Here is a 14818-nt window from a genome sequence, read left to right as displayed (position 1 = left end):
GGAAACAGGCAGCATGCATGACATCGTGATCCGCGGCGGCACCATCGTCGACGGCACCGGCGCGCCCGCCTTCACGGGCGATGTCGCCATCGACGGGGACAAGATCACGGCGGTCGGCGGCAAGGCCGGTCCCGCGAAGCGCGACGTTCAGGCCGAAGGCCGGCTGGTGGCGCCCGGCTGGGTCGACATCCACACCCATTACGATGGCCAGGCGACCTGGGATCCGGTGCTGGCGCCCTCCTCCTGGCATGGCGCCACGACCATCCTGTTCGGCAATTGCGGCGTCGGCTTCGCGCCGGTCCGGACCGAGCATCACCAGGCGCTGATCGATCTGATGGAAGGCGTCGAGGACATCCCCGGCATCGCCCTCGCCGAAGGCCTGAAATGGGACTGGGAGAGCTTCCCGGATTATCTCGACGCGCTGGAGCGCCTGCCGCGCGCCATCGACATCGGCACCCAGGTCGCACACCACCCGCTGCGCGTCTATGTGATGGGCGAACGCGCCATCCAGCGCGAGATGGCGACCGGCGACGACATCGAGGCGATGGCGAAGTTGGCGGAGGAGGCGGTCCGCGCCGGCGCCTTCGGCTTCACCACGTCCCGCACCGATCAACATAAGACACCGGCCGGTGAGCTGGTTCCCGGCCGTTACGCCGAGCATGAGGAACTGATCGCGATCGGCGATGCGCTCGGCCGCGTCGGGCGCGGCACCTTCGGCATGCTGAGCGATTTCGAGGATGAGGCCGCCGAATTCGCCTGGATGGAGCGTATCGCGGAGAAGAACCGGCTGCCGCTCTGGTTCCTGCTGACCGACCGGTCCTACGATCCGCAGCGCTGGCGGCGTCTGATGGATGGCGTCCGCTCGGCGCGTGCGCGCGGGTTGCCGATGTCGGCGCAGGTGGCGGGTCGGCCGGTCGGGCTGATCCTCGGCCTGACCACCTCGCTGAACCCTTTCGCGCTGCGCGAGGCCTTCGCGGATACCGCGCATTTGCCAGCACCCGAGCAGCTCGCGCGGCTGCGCGACCCGGAGATGCGGCGGAAGATCCTGAACGAGACGGCGTCCGATCGCCTGATGGCGCTGTTGCCGCCGCTGTCGCGTCAGATCGCGACGCGCTGGGACCGGATGTACGTGCTCGGCGATCCCCCGGATTACGAGCCGCCGGCCGAGCGCAGCATCGCCGCCATGGCGGAAAAGACCGGGCAGACGCCGCAGGAATTTTGCTACGACTACCTGACCGGCGGCGATGGCGGCCGCATGCTGTATTTCCCGGTCACCAACTACGTGCATGGCGACCTGGACGTTGTGCGGGAGATGGTGACCGATCCGCACACCGTGCTCGGCCTGTCCGACGGCGGTGCGCATTGCGGCGTGATCTGCGACGCCTCGCTCAACACCTTCATGCTGACCCACTGGGTGCGTGATCGCGCGCGCGGCGACCGGCTGCCGCTGGAATTCTCCATCCAGAGGCAGACCAGCGAGACCGCGGATTTCTTCGGCTTCCACGATCGCGGCCGCCTGAAGCCGGGCCTCAAGGCGGATGTGAACGTCATCGACTTCGACGCGCTGCGGCTGCACCACCCGCATATGGTCTACGACCTGCCGGCCGGCGGGCGGCGCCTGGTGCAGCGCGTCGACGGCTATGACATGACCATGGTCTCCGGCGTGCCGATCTTCGAGCGCGGCGTGGAGACCGGCGCGCGGCCCGGCAAGCTGGTGCGCGCAGGGCGCTGAAAACCTCCGGGCCGGTCTTCCGACCGGCCCGAGAACGCGACCCACGTGAAGCCAAGCGGCCGCAGGCGGCGCCCGGCGTCTGAGGACAAAACTACTCCTCGCAAAACTACTCCTCACTGATCCCCGCGGCGCGAATGACGGTCGCCCAGCGGGCGACCTCGCTCTCCACCAGCCGTTGCAGGGCGGCGGGCCCGCGCTGCTCAGGCGTGGCGGGGATCGAACCGAGATCCTCGATCCGCCGCCGCAGCGCCGCGTCGTCGAGCGCGGCGTTGAGCGCCGCGGACAGCCGCTGCACCACCCGTTCCGGGGTGCCGCGCGGAGCGAAGATCGCGTTCCAGCCCTGGAAGATGAAGTCCGGGGCACCGGCCTCCACGGCGCTTGGGACGTTGGGCGACAGGGCACCGCGCCGCGTGTCGGCGACCAGCAGCCCGCGCATGGTGCCGGCCTGGATCTGCGGCACCGCCGCCGGCGCCAGCAGGCAGGCGCTGTCGATCTGGCCGGCGACCACGTCGTTCATGGCCGGGCCTTCGCCGCGATAGGGCACGAAGTTCATCTGCAGCCCGGTGACGTGGCGCAGCAGCTCGCAGGCCAGATGGTTGGTGGAGCCGACGCCCGCATGCCCGTTGGAGATCCGCCCCGGATTGGCGCGCACCATGGCCGCGAAATCCTGGAAGCGCTCCACCGGCAATCCGCTGCGGACGACGAAATAGAGCGGCGTGCCGGCGATCAGCCCGATCGGCGTCAGGTTGCGCGGGTCGTATTGGATCGATCGGTAGATGGACAGTGCGGCGGAATGGCTGCCAAGGCTGCCGACCGTCAGCGTGTGGCCGTCCGGTGCCGCCTGGGCCCCGCGTGCGCCGCCGATGGTGCCGCCGGCGCCGCTCACATTCTCGACCAGCACCCGCTGGCCCAGGGTGCGGGCCATGTGGTCCGCGACCAGCCGCGCCAGCACGTCCGTGGCGCCGCCCGGCGCAAAGACCACCAGCATGGAGATCGGCCGGGCTGGAAACTCCTGCGCCTGCGCCTGGAAACAGATGCCCAGCATGGCCGCAAGTGCTGCGATCAGCCGTGTCATTCTCCGGTCCTCCCCGTGCGGCCTCGTTCCGGGCTCGCGTCGGAGGCCAGGGGACCCCATTCCGAATTGCGGCGTCAAATGCTTCGGATTTGGCGCCCGTGGAGTTAGGCGACGGCGATCGCCATCCCGTCCCGCTGCGGATCCGCGCCGCCCTCCATCCGGCCTTCGGCGACACGGATCCCGTGCAGCGCCGCGAAGGCATAGCTCATCCAGGACCGCTTCACCGCATAGCCTTGCGCTTCGAGGGCGTCGGTGACGTAGCGCGGCACGCGGTTGGAGACGTCGATCATGTCGGACACCGCGACGATGCGCGGCGCCGCGACCGCTTCCAGCATCGGCATGCCGAAATCGATTACGTTCATGATGCCTTGCGCGATCGCCGGCGCGATGAAACTGCCGCCGGGCGCGCCCAGCACGATGTAGGGCGCATCCCCCTTGAACACGATGGTCGGCGCCGCGGAGCTGGCGCGCCGCTTGCCCGGTGCGACCGAGGCCGCGTGGCCCGGCCGCGGATCGAAGCGGCTCATGGTGCCGTTGTACATGAAGCCGAGCCCATCGGTGATCGCACCCGACGGGCTGCCGAGCGTATGCGTCAGCGCCACCGCATTCCCCTCGCCATCCACCACCGAGATGTGCGTGGTGTCGCGCTGCGAGCGGTCCAGCCGCGTGACGCCGGCGCGCTCCCCGGCGCGGATGCTGGCGGCGAGGGTCGCGCAGTAATCGCGGGAGATCAGGCGCTCGGTCGGGACCTCGACATAGGCCGGGTCGCCCATGTGGCGATCCTTGTCGATGGTCATGCGCTTCATCGCCTCGGCCAGCAGCGCGACATGCGCGGCGCTGTTGTGGCCGAGCGCCGCCAGGTCGAAATGCTCCAGCATGTGCAGGATCTGCAGCATGGAGAGCCCGCTCGCCGGCGGCGGGCTAGTGGAGATGCGATGGCCGCGATAGCTGCCCCAGATCGGCTCCACGACGGAAAGCTCGTAGGCGGCCAGATCCTCGCATGTGATCAGCCCGCCATGAGCAGCGAAATCGGCCGCCATCTCCTCGGCGAGCGTGCCGCGGTAGAAGAGATCGGGCCCGCCCTTCGCCAGCCGCTCCAGCGTGCGCACCATGTCCGGGTTCTGCAGCACATCGCCGGGGCGCTTCAGGCTGTCGTCCGGGCGGAAATAGACGGCGCGGCCGGTCGCGCTGAAGCGCAGCTTGTCGATGGTGTTGACCTGGCCGCTGCCGCTCTGGTCCTGGCTCCAGTACCAATGCATGTGCGGCCGCACCATGACGCCGCGCTTCGCCTCCGCGATCGCCGGCGCCATCGCATCCGCCCAATCGAAGGTGCCGTAGCGCGACAGCGCCTCGGCATAGCCCTTGACGCTGCCCGGCGTGCAGGCGGCCAGGTAGCCGATTTCGCTGGCGCCGCCTTCAAGCAGGAAGGCGAAGCCATCGCGGGACTGGCCTAGCAGCTTGTCCGCCCACATGTCGGGCTTCGCGGCCAGCGGTGCGCGGGCATAGAATTCCAGCACCTGGTGCAGGCCGCGCTTCGGCATGTAGACCTGCATGGAGCCGAAGCCGCCGATGCCGGCCATCTGCGGATCGACCACGCCTTGCACGAAGGCGGCCGCGACCGCGGCGTCCACTGCATTGCCGCCACGGCTCAGCACCACTGCGCCGGCCTCAGCCGCCTCCGGCTGCGGCGCCACGATCATGCCGGGCATCTCAGCGCGCCCGCATCGTGGCCAGCACGCCGGCGAGGAAATCCTTCACCCGGCCGAGCACCTTCATCCGGTCATGCGAGACACCCGGCACGACCTCGAGCTGGACCTTCACGCCCGCCTTCTCGAAGGAAGCGGCCAGGGCCTTGATCCGCTCCGGCCGGGTGCGGCCGGCATCATTGGCGCCTTCCATCCAGTAGCGGCCGCCCGGCTTGTGGGTGATCTCCCAGGTCTCGAGGTCGGCGTCGCCCACCAGCATCTGCACGGGCAGGCGCGCCAGGGCTGCCTGGTCGAAGCGGATGCCGAAGCGTGCCTCCAGGTCGCGGATGCCGACCCACCAGTCACGGTCCGGGTCCAGCAGCGTCACCGAACCCGGGGAACCGATGCAGGCGGCCCAGAGCGTCTCCGGATGCAGGATCGCGAAGCGATGGGTGAAGTGGCCACCGCCGGAGAAGCCGAACATCGCGAAGCGCTGCCAGTTCTGCTGGTACTTCGCCGCGACCTCCTCGACCATCGCGAGCAGGACCTGGTCGTAGCGGATATCGCCTTCCTGCATGTATTTGTAGCCGCTGCTGGCGCCGTCGCCGAGCACGCCGGTCGGGAAGACCGGGCAGAGGATCGCGACGTTGTTCCAGCGCCCGAACTCCGCGAAGCCGTCGCGGAACTCCAGGAAGGAGGTTCGGCTGCTGCCATGCACCGCGACCAGCAGCTCCACCTTCGCGCCCTTGCCGACTGCGGGCGGCACATAGAGGGTGTAGTGGAAGCGCGGATCCGCCTTGCTCGCGAAAATGGAAGTATTCCCGAGGTCATAGAGAGCCCGGGCGCGGGCCACGGCTTCCGGGCTGTTGGGGGCGTCACTCATGTCAGCAGTCCTTCTCTCAAGCTCGTACCTGCGGACCGGTCGCTTGACCGGTCCGAGGCCGCGCCGGCGTCTAAGGCTATGAATTGCGGCCGACGCCCATGGCGAGCGTGTATTGGTCGTTGCGGGTTTCGTAGGTGATGCCGCGGCGCGCCGCCCAGACCGACACCTCATGGTGCAGGGGCAGGATGGCGAGGTCGTTGAAGGCGATCTCGGAGGCCTGCGCGAGCAGCGCGTTGCGCGCCATGTCATCCATGGTGCCGAGCGCCTGCAACAGCAGCCGGTCCACCTCGGGGTTGGAATAGCGTCCGGAATTCGAGGCGCCGAGGCCGGCGGCGCGGTTCGGCGTCGCCAGCACCGCCTTGATCGGGTTGGAGGTCTCGCCGGTGTTCACGCCCCAGGCGCCGAGGCTCAGGCTGAATTCGCCCTGCGCGCTGCGGCTGGCATAGACCGACCAGGGCATCACCTCAGCCCGCGCCTCGATGCCGATGCGGGTCAGCATCTGCGCCACCGCCTGCACGATCTTGGCGTCGTTGATGTAGCGGTCGTTCGGGCCATGCACGGCCAGGCGGAAGCCGCGGGGATAGCCGGCCTCGGTCAGCAATGCGCGGGCGCGGCTGACATCGAAGACTGCCGGCTGGATGCGGTCGGATGTGCCGGCGCCGCCGGGGGGCAGGAATTGCGTCGCGATGACCGCATCGCCTTCCATCACCCGCTCCACCATCGCCTGCCGGTTGATCGCCATGTTGATGGCCCGGCGGACCCGCAGGTCCTTGAAGGGGTTGCGCTCCAGCGGCCGTCCGTCCGCGCTCGTCGCGAAAGGCGTCACGTCGCGCCCCTGGTCCATCGCGAGATAGGCGACGCGGCTGGAGATGCCGCGGATCAGGTGCAGCCGTTGATCCGCGCGCACCCGCGCCATGCTCTGGGACGGCACCGCCTCGATGATGTCGAGGTCGCCGGACAGCAGCGACGCGAGCCGGCCGCCGTCATCGGTCGCGACGCGCAGCACCACCTCCGTCCAGGGCAGGCGCGGGCCCCACCAGTTCAGATTCGGCGCCAGGCGCACATGGCTGCCGGGCACATATTCGCGCAGCACCAGTGCGCCGGTGCCGATCATCGCCTGGCCATTGTTGAAATCGGCGGTGGTCGCATCCTTGAAGCGTGCGCTGATGATGCGGATGCGGCTGAGGGAATTGGGCAGCAGCGGATCCGGCTCCGCGGTCTCGATCCTGAGCGTATGCGCATCGGGTGCCGTCATCGTCTTGATGCCGCGCGTATAGGTGCGGAAGGAGGCGGTGCTGGGCAGGTCATTGGCGCGGCGGAGCGAGATGATGGCATCCTCCACCGTGAAGGGCGTGCCGTCGGTGAAGGTGACGCCTTCCCGCAGCTTGTACTCCCAGTTCCGGTCGTCGATCAGCCGCCAGGAGGCTGCGAGGCCGGGCTGGGACCGCGACTGCGCATCATTGGTGACCAGCGCATCGAAGACGTGGCTCGCCATGGCGTTGTTCGGCGCGTTGCTCTGGAAATGCGGATCGAGGGTGGTGTTCGGCGCCGCGAGGCCGACGCGGAGCACGCCGCCCGGCGCCGCACCCTGGGCCAGCGCTTCCCCCATCCAGCCGGGCAATGCGGTGCCGCCGAGGCCGCCGAGCGTCGCCCGGGTCAGCCATCGGCGGGTGAACGGGGTATCAACCATCGGGGAAACTCCATGCATGGTCGGGCGGGACTCTCGCATCCCCGGGCCCGGGCGGGTAGCCGGCGTGAAACCCCTCGCCTCCGCCCGGCAGCGGGCACCGACGCCGCGCCATGCCCGAAAATGGTCGGCTGCGCCTCGACGGCCGTGTCATCCGCGACGTCCATCTGATGCGGGTTAAGGCACCCTATGCGCTGGCGCGCAGCCTACGGGGAGGCCTCCGCGGCGTTTGAACCGCTTGTGTTGCGGGGTGATGGGTTCCGGCGCGCTACTCTGCCGGGCATATAGCGCGCCCCGAACGCCGCGCCGGAGCTTGCCACACGTGTCCCTACGCCGCTGGTTGCTGGCGCTGCCCCTGCTGCTGATCCTGATCACCGTCGCCGGTCTGCTGGCCGTGCTGCATTTCGTGGATCTGGCACCGCTGGCCGCGCGTTACGCCACCGGCGCCTTGGCGCGTGAGGTGCAGCTCGGCGCGCTGCGGCTGGGATGGAACAACGGCATCCTGCTGGAAATCGAGGATCTGCGCCTCGCCAGCCCAGATTGGGGCAGCCAGCCGGAGATGCTGCGCATCGCCCGGCTGCATGCGGAGATCGCGCCCTGGTCGCTGATCGCCGGGCCCCTGGAGCTGCGGCGCCTGGAGATCGACCAGCCCGATATCCTGCTGGAGCGGGGGCCGGGCCGGCAGGGCAACTGGCATTTCAGCGAAGCGCCGGCGGTGCCACCGGATGCCGCGGCCATCATCGCCCAGCGCGCGCGGCTGCCGGCGCTGCTGGATGCCACGCTGCGCGACGCCCGGGTGCGCTACCGTACCAGCGGCGGCGCCCTGCTGCGCATCGCCGCCAGGACCCTCGCCATCGCCGCCGCCGATGAGGAGGGCCCGCTGACCCTGACCTATGCGGGCAGCTACAACGACGCCGCCCTCACCGCGACCATCGAAGCCGAGTCGATCACAGCGCTCCGCGGCCCCGCGCCATTGCCGATGCGCATCGCGGCCGACATGGCGGGCGCCCATCTGACCTTCGACGGCGCCGCGACCGCGCCGCTGGACATGGATGGCGCCCGCGGCCGCGTGACGCTGGAGACCGCGGATTTCGGTGCCTTCCTGGCCGCGCTCGACGCCGAGGGCCTGCCGGGCGGCATCACCCTGCATGTCGCGGGTGAGATCGCCCGCCAGGGTGAACGCTGGGATCTGCAGCCGGCCGTCGGCAATATCGCGGGCAGCCGGGTGGTGGGCTCGGTGCGCCTGGATGAGGGTCGGGCCGGCGCGCCCGACGAGATCACGCTCGATCTTGAAGGCGATCGCCTCGATCTCGGGCCGCTGCTGGGGCGCGGGGGTGGCGGTGGTGACTGGCAGGCGCTGCCGCTGACGGTCGCGCGACGGCGCGGCACGCATCTGCAGGGCCGCATCGCCGCCGATGAGCTCGTGCTCGGCGCGGTCAGCCTGCGGGACATGGTGCTGCGCGGCCGCTTCGCCTCCGGCGCGATCGAGATCGCGGAGCTCGGCTTCGGCCAGGCCGGCGGGCGCATTCAGATGCTCGCCGCGCTCCGGGCCGTGGACGATGTCGTCGGCCGGTTGACCCTGCGGCTGGATGCGACCGGGCTGGATGCGGCGCAGCTCGCGCGCAGCGCGGCCCTGCAATCGGCGCGGCTCTCGGGACAGGCGACCGCCGGGATCACCCTGGATATCGCCGGGGAGACACTCGGTGCCGCGCTCCGCAACGGGCGGGGCCAGGCGGTGGTGACCATGATCGAAGGGCGCATCGCGCGATCGGCGCTGGAAGCGGCCTCCACCAATATCCTTGCCCTGTTCCGCGATCAGGACGGCACAGCGCGCATCCGCTGCCTGGTCGCGGCCGCGGATCTGCGCGACGGCCGCACCACCATCGCGCCGCTTCGGCTGCGCACCACCGAGGCGACGATCAGCGGTGGCGGCAGCATCGATCTGGGGCGCGCGCGGATGGACCTGCTCATCGGCTCGGAATCGGCCTCGACGGGCTTTTTCGCGCTCGATATCCCGGTGCGGATCAGCGGGCCCTTCCGCAACCTCGACATCGGTCCCTCCCGCAGCACCCCGCCCCGGCGGTTCAGCCTCTCGGAAGGCTTCCCGGCGGAGCAGCGGGCGCTGGCCGAGCGGAGCGGCTGCCTGCGCTAAATGCATAGCTTCGGCCAGCAGACTCAGGCCACGGGCGGTCTCGCCCCGACGATCTGCTCCGAACTTCGAAACGAATTGCTTGACAGGGCGCCGGCCGCTATGAACTAGTACGAACGTTCGTTCGGAAGCATTCATGCACGCACCCCAGGAATCCACCAAGGACCGCGTCCGACGGGAGGCCGTGCGCCTCTTCGCCGAGCGCGGCATCGATGCGGTCTCCCAGCGTGACATCGCCGCCGCGGCGGGGCTGCAGGTCAGCACCCTCTATGCCCATTGGAAGGGCGGCCGGGACCAGCTCATCGCGGAGCTCTTCGTCGCCGGCTATGCGGAGTATGCGCAGGTGCTGGCCGATGCCGCGGCCCCGCATGCGGATTTCGCATCGGCGCTGGAGGCCATGGTCCGCCGCATCTGCGGGCTGCAGACCGAGGATCGCGCCCTCTTCGCCTTCCTGCTGCTGAGCCAGCACCGCGCCCTCGACGGCGTGGCCTATGGCGGCGCCAATCCCGTCGATGTGCTGCACGCCCGAGTCGAGGCCGCGATCGGGCGGCGAGAGATCCCGGATGCCGACCCGACCCTGCTGACCGCGGCGATCGTGGGCGTCATCGTCCAGGCCGCGACCTTCCGCCTCTATGGCCGCCTCGCCAAGGACCTGGAGCCGATGGCGGATGCCGTCGTCGCGCTCTGCTTCCGCGTCGCCGGCCTCGAACCCCCTGCCCAGGCAAGGACACGCCCATGAGCACCGAAGGCAATCCCACGGCGCTGCTGCGCACGCGGCGCTTCCTGCCGCTTTTCGTCACCCAGACGGCGGGCGCGCTGAACGACAACCTGGTGAAGAACGCCATCGCCATCCTGGCGCTGATCAGCATGGCGGATGACGGGGCGAGCTTCATCGCACTCCTCGGCGGCGTCTTCATCGCGCCCTACATCCTGTTCTCGGGCCTCGGCGGCCAACTCGCCGATGCCCGTGACAAGGCGCGGCTGATTCGCTGGAACAAGGGGTTCGAGGTGGTGCTGATGGCCGGCGCCGCCGCCGGCTTCGCACTCGGCAGCTTCCCTGTCCTGATCGTGGTTCTGTTCGGCCTCGGGCTGCAGGCGACGCTGTTCTCGCCGCTGAAGTACGGGCTGCTGCCGCAGCACCTGGAAGAGCAGGAGCTGGTCGCCGGCAATGGCCTGATCGAAGCCGGCACCTTCTCCGGCATCCTGGTCGGCACCATCCTGGGTGGCGCGCTGATTGGGCTGACCGCCGGCGCCGTCTGGGTGGGCGGCCTCGGCATGGTGCTGGCGGCCGTCGGCCTGGCCGCCGCCATGCGCATCCCGGCCGCACCGGCCATGGCGCCCGATCTCCGCGTCGATCCCAATATCTTCCGCAGCACCGGCGCGCTGATCGTGCAGGCGCGGGGCAACCGCCCCGTCTGGCTGAGCGCGCTCGGCCTGTCCTGGTTCTGGTCGCTCGGCGCCACGGTGATCGCCGCCCTGCCGGTGATCGCCCATACCGCGCTCCGCGGTGAGCCCGCGGTCGCGACCCTGCTGCTGACCGTCTTCGCGGTCGGCGTCGGCGCGGGCTCCGTGCTCTGCGCCAAGCTGCTGAAGGGCGAGGTCAGCGCCCGGTACGTGCCTTTCGCGGCCATCGGCATCTCGGTCGCCGCCATCGACATGGCGCTGGCCTGCTTCGCGATCGAAGGCGGTGCCGGCCTGCCGACGCCGCTGGCCGTCCTCGGCTCCGTGCAGGGCTGGCGGCTGATGGGCGACCTGCTGCTGCTCGCGGTCTGCGGCGGCCTCTATTCGGTGCCGCTCTACGCGGTGATCCAGGAACGGTCGGGCCATGACGCGACCTCGCGCATGATCGCCGCCAACAACGTGCTGAACGCGATCGCCATGGTCGCCTCGGCCGTCGTCACCGGCCTGCTGCTGCAGCAGGGCGTCAGCTTCGAATGGGTCCTGATCGGCACCGCGGTGCTGAATCTCGGCGTCGCCTTCATCATCGCCGCCCTGTTGCCGCAGGACACGCTGAAGACCATCTTCCGCGCCTATTTCCGGCTGCTGCACCGCGTCGAGATCGTGGGGCTCGAGAACTACCCGGCGGAAGGCGTGCGCGCCGTGGTCACGCCCAACCATCTCAGCCTCGCTGACGGTGCGCTCGTCGCCGCCTTCCTGCCGGGATACCCGACCTTCGCGGTCGATACCGGCATGGCGCGGAAATGGTGGGTGCGTCCTTTCCTGGCGCCGGTCGATATCTTCCGCGTCGATCCCGCCAGCGCCTATTCGGTGAAGGCCATGGTGCGTGCGGTGCGTGAGGAGGGGCGGCGCCTGGTGATCTTCCCCGAAGGCCGCCTGACCCGCACCGGCGCGCTGATGAAGATCTATGACGGCACCGCCGTCGTCGCCGACAAATCCGATGCGGTGATCGTCCCGGTGCGGCTGGAGGGCTTGCAGTACAGCCCCTTCTCCTATCTGCGCGGCATCCTCCGCCGGCGGCTGTTTCCGCGCTACCGGCTCACGATCCTGCCGCCGGTGCGGTTGCAGGCGGACGCGGCACTCTCCGGCCGGGCGCGGCGCAAAGTCCTCGGCACCGCGCTCGACGCGGTGATGAGTGAGAGTGCGGCGCGCACCGCGAATACCGGCCGCACCCTGTTCTCGGCGCTGCTCGATGCCCGCGACACGCATGACGCCAAGGCCCCGCTGATCGAGGATCTGGATCGCACGCCGATCGCCTATCGCCGCCTGCTGCTCGGCGCCGCGGTGCTGGGGCGGCGCTTGGCGCGCGGCACCGCGCCCGGGGAGCGGGTCGGCGTGATGCTGCCCAATGCGGTCGGCGGCGTGGTCACCTTCTTCGCCCTCCAGGCCTTCGGCCGCGTCCCGGCCATGTTGAATTTTTCCGCCGGCGCGGAGGCCATGCTGGCGGCCTGCACGGCGGCCGAGGTCAGGACCGTGCTCTGCTCCCGCCGCTTCGTCGAACGCGCCAAGCTCGGCCCGGTGGTGGAGCGCATGGCGCACGACATCACCTTCCTCTGGCTGGAGGATGTCCGCGCCGGCATCGGCATGCTGGCGAAGCTACGCGGCATGCTCGATGCGCGTCTGGCGCGGCGCCTGCCTGGGGCCCGCGGGGATGCTGATGCGCCGGCGGTCGCGCTGTTCACCAGCGGCTCGGAAGGTGTGCCGAAGGGGGTGCTGCTCAGTCACCGCAACATCCTGGCGAATTGCGCGCAGGTCGCTGCGGTGCTCGACTTCAACCCGCGCGATCGCGTCCTGAACGCGATGCCGATGTTCCACAGCTTCGGCCTGACCGGCGGCACCCTGCTGCCGCTGCTGAACGGGGTGCCGATCTTCTTCTACCCGAGCCCGCTGCATTTCCGGATCATCCCGGAAATCGCCTACGACACCGAATGCACGATCGTCTTCGGCACCGACACCTTCCTCAATGGCTGGGCGCGGCACGCCAATCCCTATGATTTCCGTTGCCTGCGTCTCGCCTTCGCCGGTGCCGAGAAGCTGCGCGATGAGACGCGCCGACTCTATGCCGATCGCTTCGGGGTGCGGGTGCTGGAAGGCTATGGCGTGACGGAAGCCGCGCCGGTCGTCGCCGTGAACTCGCCGCGCCAGCCGCGCGCCGGGACGGTCGGAAAACTGCTGCCGATGATCGAACACCGGCTGGAACCGGTGCCGGGCATCGAGACCGGCGGGCGGTTGCTGGTGCGCGGGCCCAACATCATGCTCGGCTATCTGCGCTCGACGGCACCCGGCGTGCTGGAGCCGCCGGCGGATGGCTGGCACGACACCGGCGACATCGTCGCCCTCGACGATGACGGCTTCGTCCGTATCGTCGGGCGGGTGAAGCGCTTCGCGAAGATCGCCGGCGAGATGGTCTCCATGCCGGCGGCCGAGGCGCTGGCCGAGCAGCTCTGGCCGGATGCGGTCCATGCCGTCGTCACTCAGCCCGATCCGCGCAAGGGTGAGCGTCTGGTGCTGGTCACCACCCAGCCGGGTGCCACGGCGCGTGCGCTGCTCGACCATGCACGCAGCCGTTCGGTGCCGGAGATCATGGTGCCGCGCGAGATCCTGACCGTCGCGAAGCTGCCGCTGCTCGGCACCGGCAAGGTCGACTACCCCGCGGTGCAGGCCCTGCTGGCGCGGGAGACGGTGCCGGCCTGACGGTGCCGGCACTCCAATGCTCGGGGAGCAGTGCGCGCGCCCGCGCGCACTGCCGACATCAATCCAACCGAATGTTGTTGGCGCGAATCACCTGGCCCCAGCCTTCGATCTCGCGCTGGATGAAGGCGGTGAACTCGGCCGGAGAAAAGTCCACCGGCAGCCCGCCCTGGCTCGCGACGCGCTGCTGTTCGGCCGGCGTTGCGGCCAGGCGCCGGATCTCGGCGTTCAGCCGCGCCACGATCGGCGCCGGGGTGCCGGCGGGCGCGATCACGCCGGACCAGGTGCTGGTCTCGTAGCCCGCGGCGCCCTGTTCCGCGATGGTCGGCACCGCGGCGAAGGCAGGCAGCCGCCGGGCCGCGGAGACGCCGAGCGCCCGGAGCGCGCCGTCACGGATCTGCGGCGTGGAGGACGTGCCGCTGTCGAACAGCATGTGACAGAGCCCGGCCATCGTGTCGGTCAGCGCCGGGGCGCTGCCGCGATGGGGGATATGCTCCATCTCCAGCCCGAAGGCGGTCAGGAACATCGCGGCGGAGAGGTGCGAGGGCGAGGCGACACCGATCGAGCAGTAGTTCAACCGCCCGGGATTCGCCCGCGCATGGGCCACGAATTCGCCGACGGTCCGGGCCGGGGATGCCGGCGGCACCACCATGAAGAGCGGCGTCACCGAGGGGATGGCGACATGCGCGAAGGACCGGATCGGATCATAGGGCGGGTTCGGCATCATCTGCGGCAGGATGGTCATCGGCCCGCTCGCCGTCATGCCGAGGGTGTAGCCGTCGGGCGCGGCACGGGCCACCGCCTCGCTGCCGACCACCCCCGATCCGCCGCTGCGGTTCTCGACGGCAACCGGCTGGCCGAGCGCCGCCTGCAGGTGCTGTGCGACGACGCGGGCCAGCACGTCGGTGCCGCCGCCGGGCGGGAAGGGCACGATCATGCGGATCGGCCGCTCCGGCCAGTTGCCCTGCGCCATGGCCGGTGCCGCCGCCAGCAGCATAGCCGCGGCCGCCATCATCATCCGTTTCACGTGAAAATTCTCCCGGTGCGTTCAGCCGTACTGCGTCCCTGTGTTCAGCGCCGTTCGACGGCCCTGAGATCGGCCTCGGTTTTCCGGAGTGCCGCGAATTCCCCGAGCGTGATCGGCTTCGCGGGGCTGCGAAGCCGCTGGGGGCCGACATCGCGGGGATGCGCGCCGCGCTCCTCCGCGATGGTCTCGGTGATGGTCAGGCCGCACATCCGCCCCTGGCAGGGACCCATGCCGCAGCGGAGAAAGGCCTTGAGCTGGTTGGGGCCGGTCGCGCCCATGCGTGCGGCGTCCCGCACGGCGGCGCCCGTCACCTCCTCGCAGCGGCAGGCGATCGCCTCCGGCGCCGCGCTGCGGAAGGGCTGCGCCGGCCGGTAGAGCGCGTCGAGGAAGGCGCGCCCGCGGGACCAGCGCGCCAGCGCGCGCCGCAGCGG

Annotated in this window: 10 protein-coding genes; 4 read left to right on the top strand and 6 right to left on the bottom strand. The window is 70.1% G+C overall.

Annotated features, from left to right (window positions below):
* Positions 1–13 precede the first annotated feature (13 nt).
* The gene (locus GXW71_RS19940; protein WP_211854368.1) at positions 14–1732 is read left to right on the top strand and encodes an N-acyl-D-amino-acid deacylase family protein; all 1719 of its coding nucleotides are present in this window, start codon (positions 14–16) and stop codon (positions 1730–1732) included.
* A gap of 106 nt (positions 1733–1838) precedes the next feature.
* Here the strand turns inward: GXW71_RS19940 and GXW71_RS19935 are convergent, their stop codons facing one another.
* The 4 genes from GXW71_RS19935 to GXW71_RS19920 all read right to left on the bottom strand — a co-directional run bounded on the left by GXW71_RS19935 (position 1839) and on the right by GXW71_RS19920 (position 7065).
* Positions 1839–2807 (bottom strand): Bug family tripartite tricarboxylate transporter substrate binding protein, encoded by a 969-nt coding sequence (locus GXW71_RS19935; RefSeq protein WP_211854367.1) that lies wholly within the window; start codon positions 2805–2807, stop codon positions 1839–1841.
* A gap of 104 nt (positions 2808–2911) precedes the next feature.
* Positions 2912–4516, bottom strand: a complete 1605-nt coding sequence (gene ggt / locus GXW71_RS19930; protein WP_211854366.1) for a gamma-glutamyltransferase — start codon at positions 4514–4516, stop codon at positions 2912–2914.
* Position 4517: 1 nt separating this feature from the next.
* A complete protein-coding gene (locus GXW71_RS19925) occupies positions 4518–5375 on the bottom strand; it encodes an alpha/beta hydrolase (RefSeq protein ID WP_211854365.1) in 858 nt (285 codons plus the stop codon).
* 76 nt (positions 5376–5451) lie between these two features.
* Positions 5452–7065 (bottom strand): ABC transporter substrate-binding protein, encoded by a 1614-nt coding sequence (locus GXW71_RS19920; protein ID WP_211854364.1) that lies wholly within the window; start codon positions 7063–7065, stop codon positions 5452–5454.
* 319 nt (positions 7066–7384) lie between these two features.
* Here GXW71_RS19920 and GXW71_RS35500 point away from each other — a divergent pair, with 319 nt between their 5' ends.
* The 3 genes from GXW71_RS35500 to GXW71_RS19905 all read left to right on the top strand — a co-directional run bounded on the left by GXW71_RS35500 (position 7385) and on the right by GXW71_RS19905 (position 13363).
* On the top strand, positions 7385–9214 hold the full coding sequence (locus GXW71_RS35500; RefSeq protein ID WP_211854363.1) for an AsmA family protein: 1830 nt from the start codon (positions 7385–7387) through the stop codon (positions 9212–9214).
* Between the two features lie 133 nt (positions 9215–9347).
* The gene (locus tag GXW71_RS19910) at positions 9348–9950 is read left to right on the top strand and encodes a TetR/AcrR family transcriptional regulator (protein ID WP_211854362.1); all 603 of its coding nucleotides are present in this window, start codon (positions 9348–9350) and stop codon (positions 9948–9950) included.
* The gene (locus GXW71_RS19905) at positions 9947–13363 is read left to right on the top strand and encodes an acyl-[ACP]--phospholipid O-acyltransferase (protein WP_211854361.1); all 3417 of its coding nucleotides are present in this window, start codon (positions 9947–9949) and stop codon (positions 13361–13363) included. The genes GXW71_RS19910 and GXW71_RS19905 overlap by 4 nt, the downstream gene beginning before the upstream one ends.
* Before the next feature lie 58 nt (positions 13364–13421).
* Here the strand turns inward: GXW71_RS19905 and GXW71_RS19900 are convergent, their stop codons facing one another.
* Positions 13422–14378: a Bug family tripartite tricarboxylate transporter substrate binding protein gene (locus GXW71_RS19900; protein WP_246526737.1), complete on the bottom strand. Its 957-nt coding sequence runs from the start codon at positions 14376–14378 to the stop codon at positions 13422–13424.
* A 53-nt stretch (positions 14379–14431) separates the two neighbouring features.
* The coding region (locus GXW71_RS19895; protein ID WP_211854359.1) for a (2Fe-2S)-binding protein at positions 14432–14818 on the bottom strand (387 nt) is incomplete at its 5' end.

Origin of the sequence: Plastoroseomonas hellenica (assembly GCF_018129085.1) — a bacterium.
Taxonomy (GTDB): domain Bacteria; phylum Pseudomonadota; class Alphaproteobacteria; order Acetobacterales; family Acetobacteraceae; genus Plastoroseomonas; species Plastoroseomonas hellenica.
This window is presented reverse-complemented; position numbering and strand designations above follow the sequence as displayed.